Origin of the sequence: Mammaliicoccus sp. O-M54, assembly GCF_022386035.1 — a bacterium.
Lineage (GTDB): Bacteria > Bacillota > Bacilli > Staphylococcales > Staphylococcaceae > Mammaliicoccus > Mammaliicoccus sciuri_A.
The window spans coordinates 197,855-212,950 of record NZ_JAJNJE010000002.1 but is presented as its reverse complement, the minus strand read 5'-3'; the positions used below and the strand labels follow the sequence as shown (position 1 = coordinate 212,950).

The 15,096-nt window shown below is 34.8% G+C and carries 12 protein-coding genes; 7 read left to right on the top strand and 5 right to left on the bottom strand.

Annotation, left to right across the window (positions count from 1 at the left end):
* Nucleotides 1–148: 148 nt before the first annotated feature.
* From LQ673_RS04985 to LQ673_RS04965, 5 genes are all read left to right on the top strand, one after another.
* Nucleotides 149–1,966, top strand: coding sequence for an ABC transporter ATP-binding protein (locus tag LQ673_RS04985; protein WP_239705675.1), 1,818 nt, complete (start codon nucleotides 149–151; stop codon nucleotides 1,964–1,966).
* Nucleotides 1,963–3,705 carry an ABC transporter ATP-binding protein gene (locus tag LQ673_RS04980; RefSeq protein ID WP_196307734.1) on the top strand — a complete coding sequence of 581 codons (1,743 nt, stop codon included), beginning with the start codon at nucleotides 1,963–1,965 and terminating at the stop codon, nucleotides 3,703–3,705. The genes LQ673_RS04985 and LQ673_RS04980 overlap by 4 nt, the downstream gene beginning before the upstream one ends.
* A gap of 76 nt (nucleotides 3,706–3,781) precedes the next feature.
* On the top strand, nucleotides 3,782–4,360 hold the full coding sequence (locus tag LQ673_RS04975; RefSeq protein ID WP_196307735.1) for an MptD family putative ECF transporter S component: 579 nt from the start codon (nucleotides 3,782–3,784) through the stop codon (nucleotides 4,358–4,360).
* Nucleotides 4,357–5,091, top strand: coding sequence for an energy-coupling factor transporter transmembrane component T (locus LQ673_RS04970; RefSeq protein ID WP_239705674.1), 735 nt, complete (start codon nucleotides 4,357–4,359; stop codon nucleotides 5,089–5,091). The genes LQ673_RS04975 and LQ673_RS04970 overlap by 4 nt, the downstream gene beginning before the upstream one ends.
* 4 nt (nucleotides 5,092–5,095) lie before the next feature.
* Nucleotides 5,096–6,538: an ABC transporter ATP-binding protein gene (locus tag LQ673_RS04965; protein ID WP_196307736.1), complete on the top strand. Its 1,443-nt coding sequence runs from the start codon at nucleotides 5,096–5,098 to the stop codon at nucleotides 6,536–6,538.
* A gap of 314 nt (nucleotides 6,539–6,852) precedes the next feature.
* Here the strand turns inward: LQ673_RS04965 and cobA are convergent, their stop codons facing one another.
* From cobA to LQ673_RS04940, 5 genes are read right to left on the bottom strand one after another with little or no spacing between them, the layout of a single operon-like run.
* Entirely contained in the window at nucleotides 6,853–7,803 is a 951-nt protein-coding gene (gene cobA / locus LQ673_RS04960; RefSeq protein ID WP_196307737.1) for a uroporphyrinogen-III C-methyltransferase, read from the bottom strand.
* A complete protein-coding gene (gene nirD / locus LQ673_RS04955) occupies nucleotides 7,794–8,111 on the bottom strand; it encodes a nitrite reductase small subunit NirD (protein WP_037590293.1) in 318 nt (105 codons plus the stop codon). The genes cobA and nirD overlap by 10 nt, the downstream gene beginning before the upstream one ends.
* Before the next feature lie 2 nt (nucleotides 8,112–8,113).
* Nucleotides 8,114–10,519, bottom strand: coding sequence for a nitrite reductase large subunit NirB (gene nirB / locus LQ673_RS04950; protein WP_196307738.1), 2,406 nt, complete (start codon nucleotides 10,517–10,519; stop codon nucleotides 8,114–8,116).
* Entirely contained in the window at nucleotides 10,512–10,973 is a 462-nt protein-coding gene (locus LQ673_RS04945; RefSeq protein WP_196307739.1) for a precorrin-2 dehydrogenase/sirohydrochlorin ferrochelatase family protein, read from the bottom strand. The genes nirB and LQ673_RS04945 overlap by 8 nt, the downstream gene beginning before the upstream one ends.
* Nucleotides 10,954–11,694, bottom strand: coding sequence for a sirohydrochlorin chelatase (locus LQ673_RS04940; RefSeq protein WP_196307740.1), 741 nt, complete (start codon nucleotides 11,692–11,694; stop codon nucleotides 10,954–10,956). Before LQ673_RS04940 ends, LQ673_RS04945 begins: the two co-directional genes overlap by 20 nt.
* Before the next feature lie 264 nt (nucleotides 11,695–11,958).
* Here LQ673_RS04940 and LQ673_RS04935 point away from each other — a divergent pair, with 264 nt between their 5' ends.
* A complete protein-coding gene (locus LQ673_RS04935; protein ID WP_196307741.1) occupies nucleotides 11,959–13,296 on the top strand; it encodes a trypsin-like serine peptidase in 1,338 nt (445 codons plus the stop codon).
* 523 nt (nucleotides 13,297–13,819) lie between these two features.
* Nucleotides 13,820–15,034: a CynX/NimT family MFS transporter gene (locus LQ673_RS04930; protein ID WP_126477162.1), complete on the top strand. Its 1,215-nt coding sequence runs from the start codon at nucleotides 13,820–13,822 to the stop codon at nucleotides 15,032–15,034.
* Nucleotides 15,035–15,096: the final 62 nt, after the last annotated feature.

Genomic DNA, 15,096 nt, shown 5'->3' with positions numbered 1-15,096 from the left:
GAAATGTTATATAAAAAGAGGTGAATTATTTACTTTTTAAATCGTAATGATTGTGCTTTTGATTAGTTTAATAGCATCGATATTAAGATATGGCTGTGCTAGTACGAACAGCCGGAATAAACGGTATATCTATTAACAGGAAAGGAGGATGTGTAATTTATTAACTAAGTTACATACTGAGACTATGAAGAATAAAAATCTAACTAAACTTACAAAGATCATGGGGAATTATGTTTATCTGTTTTATGCTTCTATCGCAATATCTATCATTTCAAGTGTAGTGAGTCTTGGCGCTTATTTGAATGTTTATTATGTAGTGAAGGAAATGTTGACTGCTAAAAATGGATTAACTGAGCCAGTTGTTGACAATATGACGCAGTATGGTTGGAATGCAGTATTATATGTGTCGATAGCTTTTGGTTTATATGGTCTTGCACTTTTATTGTCACATATAGTTGCTTTTAACACAGTAGCGAAATATAGAATTCAACTCATTTATCACATGAAATCATTACCGTTAGGATATTTTCAAAAGCATCAAACTGGTAAATTGAGAAAACTTGTAGAAAAAAATACAGAAGAAGTTGAACATTACATAGCCCATCAAGTGCCTGATATGGCACAAGCACTTACGACACCTATAGCGTTTTTAGTACTTATTTTTATTTTTGATTGGAGATTATCACTTGTTTGTCTCATACCGGTCATCATTGGATTTATGTTGCTACGCTTTATGATGGGTGGAGAAAGTGAAAAATTCCTGGAACAATATCAAGTAGCATCTACTAGTATGGGTAATGATGTTGTGGAATATGTTCGAGGTATTTCTGTTGTAAAAGTATTTGGACAAACAGTATTTTCATTTAAAGTCTTTAACAAGGCTATAGAGAATTATCGAGATTTTACTATAAAATACGCACTTTCAATGAGAAATGCGATGAGTGGTTATATTGTTTGTGTTTATGGAATATTTGCATTCTTAATTCCAGCTGCAATTATCTTCTTTAATTATAAAGATAGTCAAGTTGATATGTTATTAAGTTATATATTCTTTGCGATTTTCACACCTTTAGTCGCATTTATGTTGATGAGAATTATGGAAAGTTCGTATAAAGCAATGATTATTTTTAATGCAATGGATAATTTAGAATCAACTATTTATAGCGCACAACCTCTACCTACACGTAATAGCTTAAGAATAGACGAAAACTACGACGTAAAATTTGAAAATGTAACATTTACTTATGAAGGTATGACTAATCAAGCCATTCATGAATTAACATTTAAAAGCCCTTCAAACTCTGTCACAGCTATAGTTGGACCCTCTGGAAGTGGAAAATCAACAGTATTTAATTTGATTACACGATTTTATGATATAGACGAAGGCAACGTAACCATTGGTGGTATTGATGTACGTGATTTAGAATATGATGATTTAATGTCAAATATTAGTTATGTATTTCAAGAAACAAAATTATTTAAGATGAGTTTGCTTGAAAACATTAGATTTTATCGACCTGATGCAAGTATTGAAGAGGTAGAACGTGCAGTAGATCAAGCACAGTGTCGTGAAATTATAAACAAAATGCCTCAAGGTTTAGAGACAGTATTTGGAACGAAAGGTGTATACCTTTCAGGAGGAGAAATTCAACGTATTGCAATTGCTCGTGCAATATTAAAAGATGCTCCAATTGTACTATTAGATGAAGCTACCGCTTTTAGTGATGCAGAAAATGAATACAAAATACAAAAAGCATTAAATTCAGTAATGAAAGGTAAGACGGTATTAATGATTGCGCATCGACTATCCACAATAACTCATGCGGATCAAATATTAGTAATGGATGCTGGATCTCTTGTCGAAAGAGGAAAACATGATGAGCTGATTGCACTAGATGGCGTCTATGCCAAGATGTATCGAAATTATCAAGAAAGTGTGAGCTGGAAGATAGGAGTGACAGGATGAATATTCAGCAATTATTTTCATTAACTCAACAAGGTAAGAAAGACTTATATAAAACGACGTTCTTAACAACATTACATCAAATCTCAGTTGTGTTGCCCGTTATTTTATTAGTCATGTTGGCTGAGGATATGATTAAACACATTCAAGAGTCACAAGAAGAACCCATTCTACTTTGGGGCTATTTAATTGCTTGTATTATCCTATTAGCCATAATCTTTGTTATTTATTTAGTAACGTACCAACAAATGTATATTAATTCTGGGACAGAATCAGCGAAAATGCGATTGAGAATGGCCGAGAAGTTTCGTAAATTGCCACTATCATATTTAGGAGAAAAAGATTTAAGTGATTTTACAAGTACATTGATGGATGATGTTTCTGTTATAGAGAAACAGTTAACAAGTGATTTTGCAAACTTAGTGTCTGGTATTCTATCTAGTGGTTTTATTACAGTGATATTGGCATTTTATAATTGGCAGATGGCTTTAGCACTCTTCCTATGTATGCCTGTTTCTTTACTTTTTATTATACTTTCGAAATTTGTTACAACACCAACTAATAAGAAAAATAGACAACTCAAACTAAATATTTCTGAAAGTTTGCAAGAGTTCTTTGAGAATATCAAAGTGATTAAATCTTCCAGTCAAAAAGAACAATATATTCAAAAATTAACACATACAATTAAATCTGTAATTCCATGGGCAGTCCTATATGAAGTTCTAGTAGGGATCTTTATCTCTATCTCTTATAACATTTTAAGAGTTGGTTTAGGTATCGTTGTTCTACTTGGAACTTATCTATTAGTACAACAACAGTTGACGGTACTTGGATTTATACTATTTATCTTTGTAGCAGTACGTATTTATGACCCCTTAACGAATTCGTTATACAAAATTGGTGAATTTATTTATTCACTTGTTAGTGCAAGGCGCATTAAAAATATCTTTGAGATTGAAGAACAAGGTGGTTCTTCAAATGTTGAATTAACAAAATTTGATATCGAGTTCCGAAATGTTGCTTTTGGTTATAACGATAAAGAAGTTATCCATGGCGTTTCTTTTACTGCAAAGCAAGGTGAAATCACGGCTTTAGTCGGTCCATCTGGTTGTGGTAAGAGTACATTGGCTAAATTGTCAGCACGCTTTTGGGATACCCATAGTGGAGAAATTTTAATTGATGGTCATAATATTAATGAAATTCATCCAGAAAAATTATTATCTTACTATTCCATTGTATTCCAAGATGTCATCCTTTTTAACGATACAGTATTTAATAACATAAAGGTTGGTAATAGTAATGCAACGGATGAGGAAGTTTATCAAGCTGCCGCAATGGCAAATTGTACGGACTTTATTACACGTTTACCAGATGGATTTGAAACCGTAATTGGAGAGAATGGACAAACTCTATCTGGAGGTGAGCGTCAACGTTTATCGATTGCGAGAGCTTTCTTAAAACAAGCACCAATCGTGTTGTTGGATGAAGCGACTGCATCACTCGATCCTGAAAATGAAATATTGATTCAAAATGCTATAAGTGAATTAATTAAAGATAAAACCGTCATGGTAATTGCACATCGTCTTAAAACGATTGAACACTGTGATCAAATTGTAGTACTTAAAGAAGGAAGAATAGAAGAAAAAGGTAAACATGAACAATTGATGGCAAATGAGCATTTATACCATCATCTTGTATCCCTTCAACGTAAAAGTGGTGATTGGCAAGTAAATGAAGTATAAACATAAAATTAATTAATTTTTATAACAATAAAACTGAGTCAAATAACGACTAGTTGAAACGAAAAGAGTGAGTAAAATGAAGAAAAAAATGAATACGAAAGATTATATTTTTGCCGGTGCTTTTGCTGCAATATATATTGTCATCTTAGTGGCCACTGGCATGCTTTTTGGTCTTAATCCGGTTACGTTCTTATTAACACCTTTAATAGCTGGAATTATTTTAGGACCAGTATTTATACTTTATATTTCTAAAGTTCCGAAGAGAGGTGCGGTGTTTATTTTGGCTATATTATCTGGATTAACATTGTCATCTTCTACTATTGCACCTTTATTTATTGCTATTGTCGCAGGTATATTAGCTGAAATTGTATTAAAAGACAGAAGTAAATATACTAAGCTCAAAAATATAGTTGCTTATAGCATCTTTAATATTATTGTAGTTGGTCCTTTTACAATGCTAATATTTGCTCGGGATCAATTTATGAAGTCTTCGGAATATTATTATGGAAAAGATTATGTTGAACAATTTTCTGCACTCACACCAAATTGGATTATCCTCGTAATAGTAGCTCTTGCTATTATTGGCGGTATCATTGGAGCAATTATAGGTAATAAATTAAATAAAAAACATTTTGTGAAGGCCGGCATTGTATGAACATGATGAACACTGTAAACGTGCCATTGCATTTTAAAAAAGATGCTTTCGTAGATATTTCACCTATTACAAAAATTATCGTTTTTATTATTTCATCTATAATAATGATGCGAAGTGGATCGATACTGGGAGAATGTATTGTAGGAGGACTAACATCATTATTTTTATTGAATACTAAAGAAATGATGAAGTGTTATCTGTTTGTCGTGATATTCTTTGGGACGATTGCTTTAGAAGGAATTGCTGAATTAGTTCATTTAAGTCAAAACTTTTCTTTTATTTTTATAATATTTAATGTTGTTAGAGTATTTTTACCAGCGATTGCAATGTTTTATATTTTAGCAGAAAAAACAACTACTAGTGAATATTTGGCAATGTTTAAAATCTTACATATTCCAGATGCTTTTGCAGTCGCTTTTGTAGTAATGTTACGTTTTATTCCAACATTATTAGAGCATTTAAAGAATATACGACAAGCATTGGTTTTTAGAAATATTAATATCGGTCCAATTTACTTTTTGAAACATCCAATCTTATCCATAGAACGATTGGTAGTTCCGATGTTGATTTCATCCGGTAAAGTGATGGAAGAACTCTCGGCAGCTGCAATGACACGTGGATTAGATGTCGGAAGAAAGCGTACGACCATCATCAAATTCCGACTAAATATTGTAGATTATCTTGTGATATTTATAGCTATTGCACTCGTCATTATTTTTAAAGGGGGATGAACGTATGAATGCGATAGATCTTCAAAAGATTAGCGTGACAACATCTGATACTACTAAAATTATTGATGAGTTTTCATTACAAGTAGCACAAGGTGAGTGTGTCGTTTTATGCGGAGAAAGTGGTTGTGGCAAAACAACGATTACCCGGGTAATAAATGGGTTAATACCTGAATTTTACGATACCTTAAGTTTGGAAGGTGAAGTAAAGCACTTTGGTGCATCAATTAACGGCCAGACTATTAGTGATATAGCTAAAAATGTTGGTTCTGTATTTCAAAATCCAAAATCTCAATTTTTCAATTTAGATACTTCTAATGAATTGATTTTCGGATGTGAAAATTTAAATTTAACACGAAAAGAAATTCTAGAGAGAACAGAAGAGACAATAACTGATTTAAACTTAAAAAATCTAATTAATCGAAGCATATTTGAACTTTCTGGTGGAGAAAAACAACGTGTTGCTTGTGGCTCTATTATTTCTATGAAGCCCAAAATACTACTTCTTGATGAACCTACTGCTAATTTAGATTATGAATCAATTGAATTATTAAAGATATTACTGACTAGTTTGAAGAAACTTGGCTATACGATTCTATTATCTGAGCATCGCCTTTATTGGTTAAAAGACTTAGCAGATAGATTTATATATTTGAAATCCGGACAACATCAAGCAACTTATACATTTGATGAACTATATGTTAAAAGTGAACAAGAGTTGTCTACAATGGGTCTCAGAAGTATGAATGTTGATTCTTTATCTAAAAAATTGAACCAACTAACAAATGAAAAATCATGGGAATTATGTCAAATTCAAAGAAATGTTGACGAAGATTCCTCACTATCTATTGAACTTGAAGAAGTAGAAGTATCTTATCACGATAAGACTGTGTTTTGTATTCCTCACCTTCAATTTTCAGGTGGCAGTATTATCGGTGTTATTGGAGAGAATGGTGCAGGAAAAACGACATTTATAAATACATTATTAGGATTTACCAAGTATAAAGGTGCTATCAAAGAAAATAAACAGATATTAAAGAAGAAAATGTTGAATAAACAAGGATTTATGGTCATGCAGGACGTAAATCAACAATTGTTCTCAAATACACTTTTAAATGAAGTTCGTTTAGGTACAGATGCAACAGAAGAACAAGTACAACAAATCTTAAAGCAATTAGGTTTGTCTCATTTAGAGACGCGGCATCCTGCTTCTCTCTCGGGAGGAGAAAAACAACGTACAGCCGTAGCATCTGCATTGCTATCTGATAAAAAAATCATCGTATTTGATGAACCAACTTCAGGGCTCGATAGAAACTCATTAGATCAATTTTGTAATGAGATAAAGTCACTATCTTCGCCAGATAATATTATTTTTATAGTGACACATGATATGGAAATGATATTTCAATTAGTAGATTTTGTACTACCTTGTACTAAATATAATCAATAATTTGCTTATAGAAGTACAACTTAAGTAAAAGCTTAATAAATAAGAAAAACCAGTAGCATCCCATATGTGGAATGCTACTGGTTTTAATTTGGGAATGCACGATATCTCAAAGTCTTCGTGCGCCAGTGCACTATTTCAGGGCATAACGCACGATATCTCGAAGTCTTCGTGCGCCAGGGCATTATTTTAGGGCATAACGCACGATATCTCGCAGTCTTCGTGCGCCAGGGCATTATTTCAGGGCCTAACGCACGATATCTTGTAGTCTTCGTGCGCCTTCACTTCACCGTGTTCACTCACCAAACTCTACCATCCTACACATTCACGACTTCTGTATCTACAACTTTTGTGAATGTTGTTTGATTGATGAGCTCGGTGAGGATGGTATGTTGTGTTGGGTGTAGGTTGGGGTGATTGCGGTCATCTATGATTGCCCATCCGCCTGTTTCATACACTTCTAATGCATCATCTATTATATTCTGTCGATCACCTATAAACTTTACGTACTCGACTTCTTCTTTACTTGATATATCTTCAAATAATTCTCTAACAACATGACCTACGATTGTGATGCCGGGTCCTGGTATTTGTGAGAGTGATTGTACTTTATCGACGATATTAGATACATTACCTGCGATGACTGTTTGTTCTGGTCGTGTTGCACTGAAGATAACGGCTACTGGTATATCGTCTATTATTTCTGCTTTAATTTCTTTAACTAAAGTTGGTAATCTCTTAACACCCATATAAATGGCGAGGGTGCCACCATTTTTGAGTGTTGTGATATCAATGGATTGTTCTTCATTATCTTTGAAGTGGCCTGTTGTAAAAGTAATATTAGTTGAAACATAGCGTTCTGTTAACCCTCGATTGAGTTCGCTCATAGCAGCTGAAGCGGCTGTTATACCAGGTATGACTTCAAATGTAATATTGTGTGATTTTAATGTAGAAACTTCTTCTGCAAGGCGTCCAAATATTGCAGGATCACCGCCTTTTAGACGAACGACCGTCTTATTTGTGCGTGATTTTTCGACAAGTAATTGGTTAATATCTTCTTGTTTCATAGATTTGTGATAAGGTCGTTTACCAACATGAATCCATTCCGTTTCTGGAGATGAAAATTGTAATACAAACGGATTTACGAGTTGATCGTATAAAATAACATCTGCCCGCTTGATACATCGCTCTGCTTTTTTAGATAGTAATAAAGGATTTCCTGGACCTGCACCGACTAAATAAACTTGAGGTTGTTCGATTATAGACATACGTATATGTCTCCATCGACCACTTCTACAGGATAAGTTGCGACACATCCTTCATCTGGTTCTTGAACTTGGCCAGTTGATAAGTCGATTTTTTGATCATGAAGCGGACAATATACATAATCTCCACTCACTGTACCTTCTGATAATGGACCTTGTTTATGAGGACAAACATTATTAATTGCACGAATGTTACCTTCTTCAGTTAAAAATAAACCAATTTGCGTATCTCCAACGATAACTTTCTTACCGATTAATGGTTCAAGGTCTGAAATATGCGCGACTCTTACTTTTTCATTTGTTAATGTCATAGTTACACCTTCTCCACTTCAAAAATGTGACGTTTATCTTTATTGAGCACAACTTCATGCCATGGCTCTGTATCATAGGCGCGTTTCGCATCCATTATGCGTGCGTATAGTTCATCTTGTTTTTCAGGATCAAGTACAACTGATTTCACTTGATCAAAGCCAAGTCTTTTGAGCCATGGTGCTGTACGTTCTGCATAAATGCCTGTTTCACGATAGTATTGCATGTATGCACCACATAGTTTGACAACGTCATCTTCAGTTTCAACAGTTGTTAGTAATTCACCTGCGACAACATCTGTACCACCATTACCTCCAATATAAATTTGGAAGCCATTTTCTACACCGATGACTCCGAAGTCTTTAACACCTGATTCTACACAGCTACGTGGACAACCTGAAACACCCATTTTGAATTTATGTGGTGTGTCGATATATTCAAATGTTTTCTCTAAGCGGATACCTAATTTAGTTGTGAATTGTGTACCGAATCGACAGAATTCTTTACCGACACAACTTTTAACTGAACGTGTCTTCTTACCATAAGCAGATGCTGAACGCATATCTAAATCTTTCCAAATTTGCGGTAATTCTTCTTTTTTAACACCGTATAAACCGATACGCTGAGCACCCGTGATTTTGACTAATGGGATGTTGTATTTCTTCGCTACTTCACCAAGTCGAATCAGTTGATCGGCATCTGTTACACCGCCGCGCATTTGAGGGATGACAGAGAATGTGCCGTCTTTTTGGATATTGGCATGGTAACGTTCGTTCGCAAAGCGTGAAGCTTTTTCATCTTCGTGGTCATGAGGGTATACCATGTTTAAATAGTAGTTAATAGCAGGGCGACATTTTGGACATCCACCTTTATCTTTAAAGTCCAATACGTGTCGAACTTCTTTAGATGTTTTTAAACCTTTCGCTCGAATTTGAGTAACGATTTGGTCTCTCGTAAGGCTCGTACATGCACAAATACCTGTTGGCGCTGCAGCAACAAAGTCGTCACCAAGTGTATATTCTAAAAGCTCGGCGATTTGACCTTTACACTTACCACATGAGTTACCAGCTTTCGTCACACGTGTGACATCAGCTACAGACGTTAAACCTTGGTCTTTAATCGCTTCTACGATGACACCTTTAGAAATACCGTTACATCCACAAATTGTTTCATCGTTATCCATTTCAGCAACGCTAATCGCATCAACTTCTCCTGCTTTATGAAGAATTGAAACGAGTGTATATTCATCAATTGTATCGCCTTTTTTCATCATATTATAAAAGCGATTGCCTTCTTCTGTATCACCATAAAGCACTGCGCCGACAATCGTCTTATCTTTGATGAAAATTTTCTTATAAATGTTATCGACACCGTTAAAAGTTTCAATACCACGGACACCTTCACTTTCAGTAATCCAACCAGCACTAAATAAATCACAGCCTGATACTTTTAAAGAAGTAAAGGTCGTTGAACCTTTGTAACCTTCAGTTGGAATGCCCGTAATATGATCTGCCAGGACTTTACCTTGGTCATATAGTGGGGCAACAAGACCGTATACTTTTGAACGGTGTTCTGCACATTCTCCAACTGCGTAAATATCTGGGTCACTCGTACGCATGAAATCGTCTACTACGATACCGCGTCCAATTTCTAATCCAGCTGCACGTGCTTCTTTCGTTACTGGGCGAATACCAACTGCCATCACGACCATGTCTGTTGCGATGACACGTCCATCTGATAAACGGATACCTTCAACATGATGTTCACCAATGATTTCTTGTGTATTGGCTTGTAATTCAAATTTAATACCTTGCTTTTCAAGGTCTGCTTTTAAAAGTTCTCCTGCTTTACGATCCAGTTGAACTTCCATCAACCATTCTGCTAAATGTACGACTGTGACGTCCATACCTTGATCTACAAGACCACGTGCGCATTCTAGTCCGAGTAAACCGCCACCTATAACGATGGCACGTTTTTTAGTCTTAGCTGTTTCTAACATCTTTTCAGTGTCATCGATGGTTCTGAAACCGACAACACCTTCTAGACGAGAACCATCAATTGGTAGTATGAATGAATCAGAACCAGTCGCAATAATCATTTGGTCATATGATACTTTCACGCCATGTTCTGTTTCGACTTGTTTCAGTTCACGATCAATTTTTACAACTTTATCTCCTGTTATTAATCGAATGTTATGTTCTTCATACCATTCATAAGGGTTCATAATTGTTTCTTCTTTTGTCATTTTATTTTGAAGAATGTTTGATAACATGATGCGGTTATAGTTTGGATAAGGTTCTTTACCGATGATTGTGATTTCAAAGCGGTCTGGATCACGTTCTAGAATTTCTTCAATTGTACGGACACCAGCCATACCATTACCGATCATTAAAAGTTTTGTTTTACTCATGCATATCCTCCTTCGTTGAATCTAACCATGCTTTAATTTTCGCTGCATAGTGTTGTGTTCGTTGAATATCTTGGCCGTGTGAGCTAATGCTGATTGTTAGGCCATTATGTTCAATATCTAAGGTGTTATAAAAGTCGGATTGTTTGCGATCCCCGGTATGATTGACCCATTGAGAGGGTAGGGCGTCTTGAGCAACTTGGTCATTCGTTTCGGGATGGTTCGTTGCGATAATAATTAAATCTGCATGGGCAATATGTTCTCGTTGATAGTCCGCTTGTATAAGGCGAATATGTTTCGTTGGTTGAATCGTATCAAAGTGCTCATGAAATTCACGTGCGATAACATCGATTGAGCAAGGCTCTGATTTCAGTTTAGAGAACTTTCTCCATGCAATTTTGCCGCCACCAATGATTACGACATGTTTACCTTTAAGGTTAAGTTGAACTGGATACATCCGGCACCGCCTCACATTCAGCAATTCTTAAATGTACGATGTCTTTTAATAAAGGATGAAAATTAATAGCCGTCGTATATGTGATAGGATTCGGTAAACCGAGTGATTCTATTTGACGTTTCGACTTGTTTACAAGGAAACCATCATAGAAGAAAAATGGAATAATTAATAATTTACGATGCTTTTTAGCAATTTTCGGTAACGTTTCTTTAAAGCGAAGTTCACCATAGACCATACTTGGGTAACATGGATTTTGATCTGTTGAGAGTTCGCGACAAATGCGTGTAAGTGCAACATCCGGTTCATCAAAGCGTGCATTACCGTGAGCAAGTATGACAATGCCAGTTTCATCATCAATGTCGTCTTTGTAAGCTTCAAGTTGAGAAGCAACCCAGTTTGTCATAATCGGGTGTGTGCCTAAAGGTTTACTTAATATAAACTGCACGTTCGGGTTATTTTCTTGAAATGTTTCATATAAAGCTTCGATATCTTCGTAATAATGAGAAGCGGTAAACAATAATAACGGCACAAGATGAATACGTGAATAACCAGCATCGACCGTTTGTTGAATCACTTCATCTAATAAGATTTCTTCACTTTCTAAAAAGGCCACCTCATAATCAATCTCATCACTATTAAAAGTTTGATGAATAAAATTTAATAACGTTTCATTTAACTTTCCCTTTCTCATACCATGAACAACTAAAATCGTCTTTCGCATGACAATCCCTCCTACATCTTTATTCTAAAACAATATAACGAAAGTTTGTGAATTTTTTCTCAAAAAGAAGAAAAATAGGGAATTCCCTATATAATAATCAATGGTACATGATTCAAGCAAATTAATGAAAATAATTAAAACAATAAAACTAAAAATGTATTGCACTAAATCGTTTTACAAGTATATAATATTGAAGAAATAATGTAATGATTACTTTTTACATGGGGAAAGAAGGGGACGAATTAAGTGAACAAAGGGTTAAGGATGGATAAATTTATAACAAGTATGATCATAGTCATATGTATTTCTTTAATTTTTCAAATGAGTAAAGTGGAAGCAGCAGAAACGGTTGCAGCCAATAGTCAAACACATATTCAACAAGAAACGAAAGCAACTACTCATATAGTTCAAGATACTAACATACAAGTAAATCAAATAGCAAAGGAAGAAACAGTTCAATCAACGCCTAATGTAACAGTGAAAGATAACGTAAACACTGTGCCAAAAGTACAAACTTTACCAAAAGTGGCAGGTACAAAAGAAGTTAAACAAACGGTGAAAGTTGTGACACCACCTAAGAAACCAGTAAAGGTTGTCACAACACCTCCTAAAAAAGTAACAAAGATCACACCTAAAGCAAAAACAGTTAAACCAGTTGCAAAGAAGAATACTAAAACAACGAAGCCGATTGTAAAGAAGAATACTAAAGTGGCGACAAAGAAAGTAGCACCTAAAAAGAGCACACCTAAAAAGGTGAAAGCTGTTGTAAAGACGAGTAAGAAACAACCAACAAAAAGCAATTATTATAACCAAGCACCAAAAGCTTGGTCTTCAAAAATACCTGGAAGTGACAATGTCCGTGACTTTGGTCAAACGACTAAAGCATCAGGTATTAATGATGCTTTAAAAATTATGAAAGCTTCTGGTAATAAAGGTGTGTCAATTAATCATACTAGTGGAAAAGCTGCTAATATTGCGATGGTATTTAATTGGAACCCAACAGCGAAAGCATTAACTTATGGCACAGGTACTGCAATTGGTAAGTATACAATTATGACTGCAAATCATGTCGTCAATAATCAACAAGCGCATAAGCCATTGACACCTTCAAAGGTTGAAAATTTAAGAATAAGCTTATTACAAAATGGCTCTAAAAATTTAAGAACACTTAGAGTAATTGGTGTAAGAATGTTGCAGCAAGGTGACGTGGCTTTATTATATACAAATGAAGATATTTCTAAGTATATGAAAATACGTAAAATTGCTTCTGAAAAATCTATCACCAATATGAAAGCTCGTACACCTATTCATATGTACCATTATGGTTTGCCTACAGGAAAATATAAAAAAGATCCAATGGGCACAATGTATCATTCAAAAGGGAAGTATTCACTAATGGCACGAAATGTAAATCCAATAGGTTATTATCAAATGATGGCTGAACCAGGTTCCTCAGGCGGTGCAGTATTAAATAGTAAAAATGAAGTCATCGGTGTGCATGCATTTAGAATCAATTCAGGAGACTACAAGAAATACAACTTAAATACAATGGCTGAATTAAGAGGCAAATTACGAAAAGCATTATTAAAATATATGATTTAATATAGTAAATGATCGAATTGTCTTCATAAAAGGTAATTCGATCATTTTTTGTCATAACAGAATGAAATGTTTTTATTTTCTAATTTGTATGAATAACTTTTTTCTTATTGAAATTAAACATATATAGTGCCTCGAATGTTGCAAGTGGAGTGTGACAAGCAATGTTGGTGCCTTGAATGTTGCAAGTGAGGCGTGACAAGCAATGTTGAGAGCTCGAATGTTGCAAGTGAGACGCGACAAGCAATGTTGGAGCCTCGAATGTTGCAAGAGAGGCGTGACAAGCAATGTTGAAGCCTCGAATGTTGCAAGACTGACTAAACAAGATAAATACAGCACCTCATAACGATCAAGTCACTCATTTTAGCAGCATTGCACTCAATCATATCTCTGATATACTATTAAAAAAGTCTGGGACAAAGTGTTGTTCCAGACTATCGTGTTATATACACTTCAATATGAATGAACTATACTAATGTTGCGTTGATGTTTTATAAGAAAATTTTTAGAAATAAGGTGGTATAAGATGATTGAACCCTATAATACACATAGAATTCAAAGAAATTGGGGTATCATAATTGCGATTGTATTTATCGCATCTACGCTACGTGCACCACTAACATCAGTAGGTCCGGTAGTTGATGAAATTAAAGATGTTATGCAAATTAATAACAGCCTTGCTGGTTTTTTAACAACAATACCACTCATTATATTTGCAGTCGTTTCGCCATTAGTATCTAAAGTAACTAAACGTTTGACGATGTCTAATACAATTGTACTATCAACGATATTAGTAATTATTGCTTTGTACATACGTGTTGCTGGTGGTTTTAATTTATTTATTATTGGTACAGTTCTACTAGGTATTGCGATCGCATTTGGTAATGTTGTATTACCGAGTTATGTGAAATGGTATTTTCCATTACAAATTGGATTAGCAACAGGTATTTATAGTGGGACAATGAACTTTACTGCTGGATTAGGTGGGGGACTAAGTTTCCCAATGTCTCAATCTCCATTAGGATTCAGACTGTCCCTTGCTTTTTGGATTGTACTAGGAATTATCGCATTAATTTTATGGATTCCAAAAGCAAGTAAAGGTGCTAAACTAGAACGCCAAGATAAACTATCAGAAGCACAGAATCAACATACAAAATTGAACATTACGAAGTCTAAATTAGCATGGTTAGTAGCCTTAACGATGGGATTCCAATCAATGGTATTCTATACAGTTGTTGCTTGGGTGCCTTCTATATTAGTAGATAGAGGTCTAGACCCGTCAACTGCAGGTTATTTACTCATGCTTAACCAATTTTCACAAGTGCCAATGACATTTACATTCCCGATTATTGCGTCTAAATTAAAAGACCAACGTATATTAGTTGTGATCATCACAATGCTATTCTTAGTTGGATTTGGGTTATTCTTTACGCAATCATTAGTATTACTCGTAATCGGTATTATTATTGCAGGTTTAGGTATGGGTGCATGCTTTAGCTTATGTATGACATTCTTCTCTATACGTGCACGTACAAGTGACGGAAGTATCGCATTATCAGGATTCGGGCAATCTATTGGCTATTTAATAGCTGCCATCGGACCATTCTTTATTGGTTATTTACACGATGCGACAGACAGTTGGATATCTGGCATCATCGCCTTAATCGTTATGTCTATTTTGTTCTTTATAGTAGGCTATCCAGCATCTAAAAATAGAGTCGTAGAAGATGAAACGATATAATAATTACAAAAAAGTCTGAGACAAAGTTGCTGTCTCAGACTTTTTTAGTCTTTGTACTAATA

Excerpts from the sequence above, each read along its gene's own strand:
- LQ673_RS04985 (WP_239705675.1), top strand. The coding sequence starts at position 149 with ATGTGTAATTTATTAACTAAGTTACATACTGAGACTATGAAGAATAAA.
- LQ673_RS04980 (WP_196307734.1), top strand. The coding sequence starts at position 1,963 with ATGAATATTCAGCAATTATTTTCATTAACTCAACAAGGTAAGAAAGAC.
- LQ673_RS04975 (WP_196307735.1), top strand. The coding sequence starts at position 3,782 with ATGAAGAAAAAAATGAATACGAAAGATTATATTTTTGCCGGTGCTTTT.
- LQ673_RS04970 (WP_239705674.1), top strand. The coding sequence starts at position 4,357 with ATGAACATGATGAACACTGTAAACGTGCCATTGCATTTTAAAAAAGAT.
- LQ673_RS04965 (WP_196307736.1), top strand. The coding sequence starts at position 5,096 with ATGAATGCGATAGATCTTCAAAAGATTAGCGTGACAACATCTGATACT.
- cobA (WP_196307737.1), bottom strand. The coding sequence starts at position 7,803 with ATGTCTATAATCGAACAACCTCAAGTTTATTTAGTCGGTGCAGGTCCA.
- nirD (WP_037590293.1), bottom strand. The coding sequence starts at position 8,111 with ATGACATTAACAAATGAAAAAGTAAGAGTCGCGCATATTTCAGACCTT.
- nirB (WP_196307738.1), bottom strand. The coding sequence starts at position 10,519 with ATGAGTAAAACAAAACTTTTAATGATCGGTAATGGTATGGCTGGTGTC.
- LQ673_RS04945 (WP_196307739.1), bottom strand. The coding sequence starts at position 10,973 with ATGTATCCAGTTCAACTTAACCTTAAAGGTAAACATGTCGTAATCATT.
- LQ673_RS04940 (WP_196307740.1), bottom strand. The coding sequence starts at position 11,694 with ATGCGAAAGACGATTTTAGTTGTTCATGGTATGAGAAAGGGAAAGTTA.
- LQ673_RS04935 (WP_196307741.1), top strand. The coding sequence starts at position 11,959 with ATGGATAAATTTATAACAAGTATGATCATAGTCATATGTATTTCTTTA.
- LQ673_RS04930 (WP_126477162.1), top strand. The coding sequence starts at position 13,820 with ATGATTGAACCCTATAATACACATAGAATTCAAAGAAATTGGGGTATC.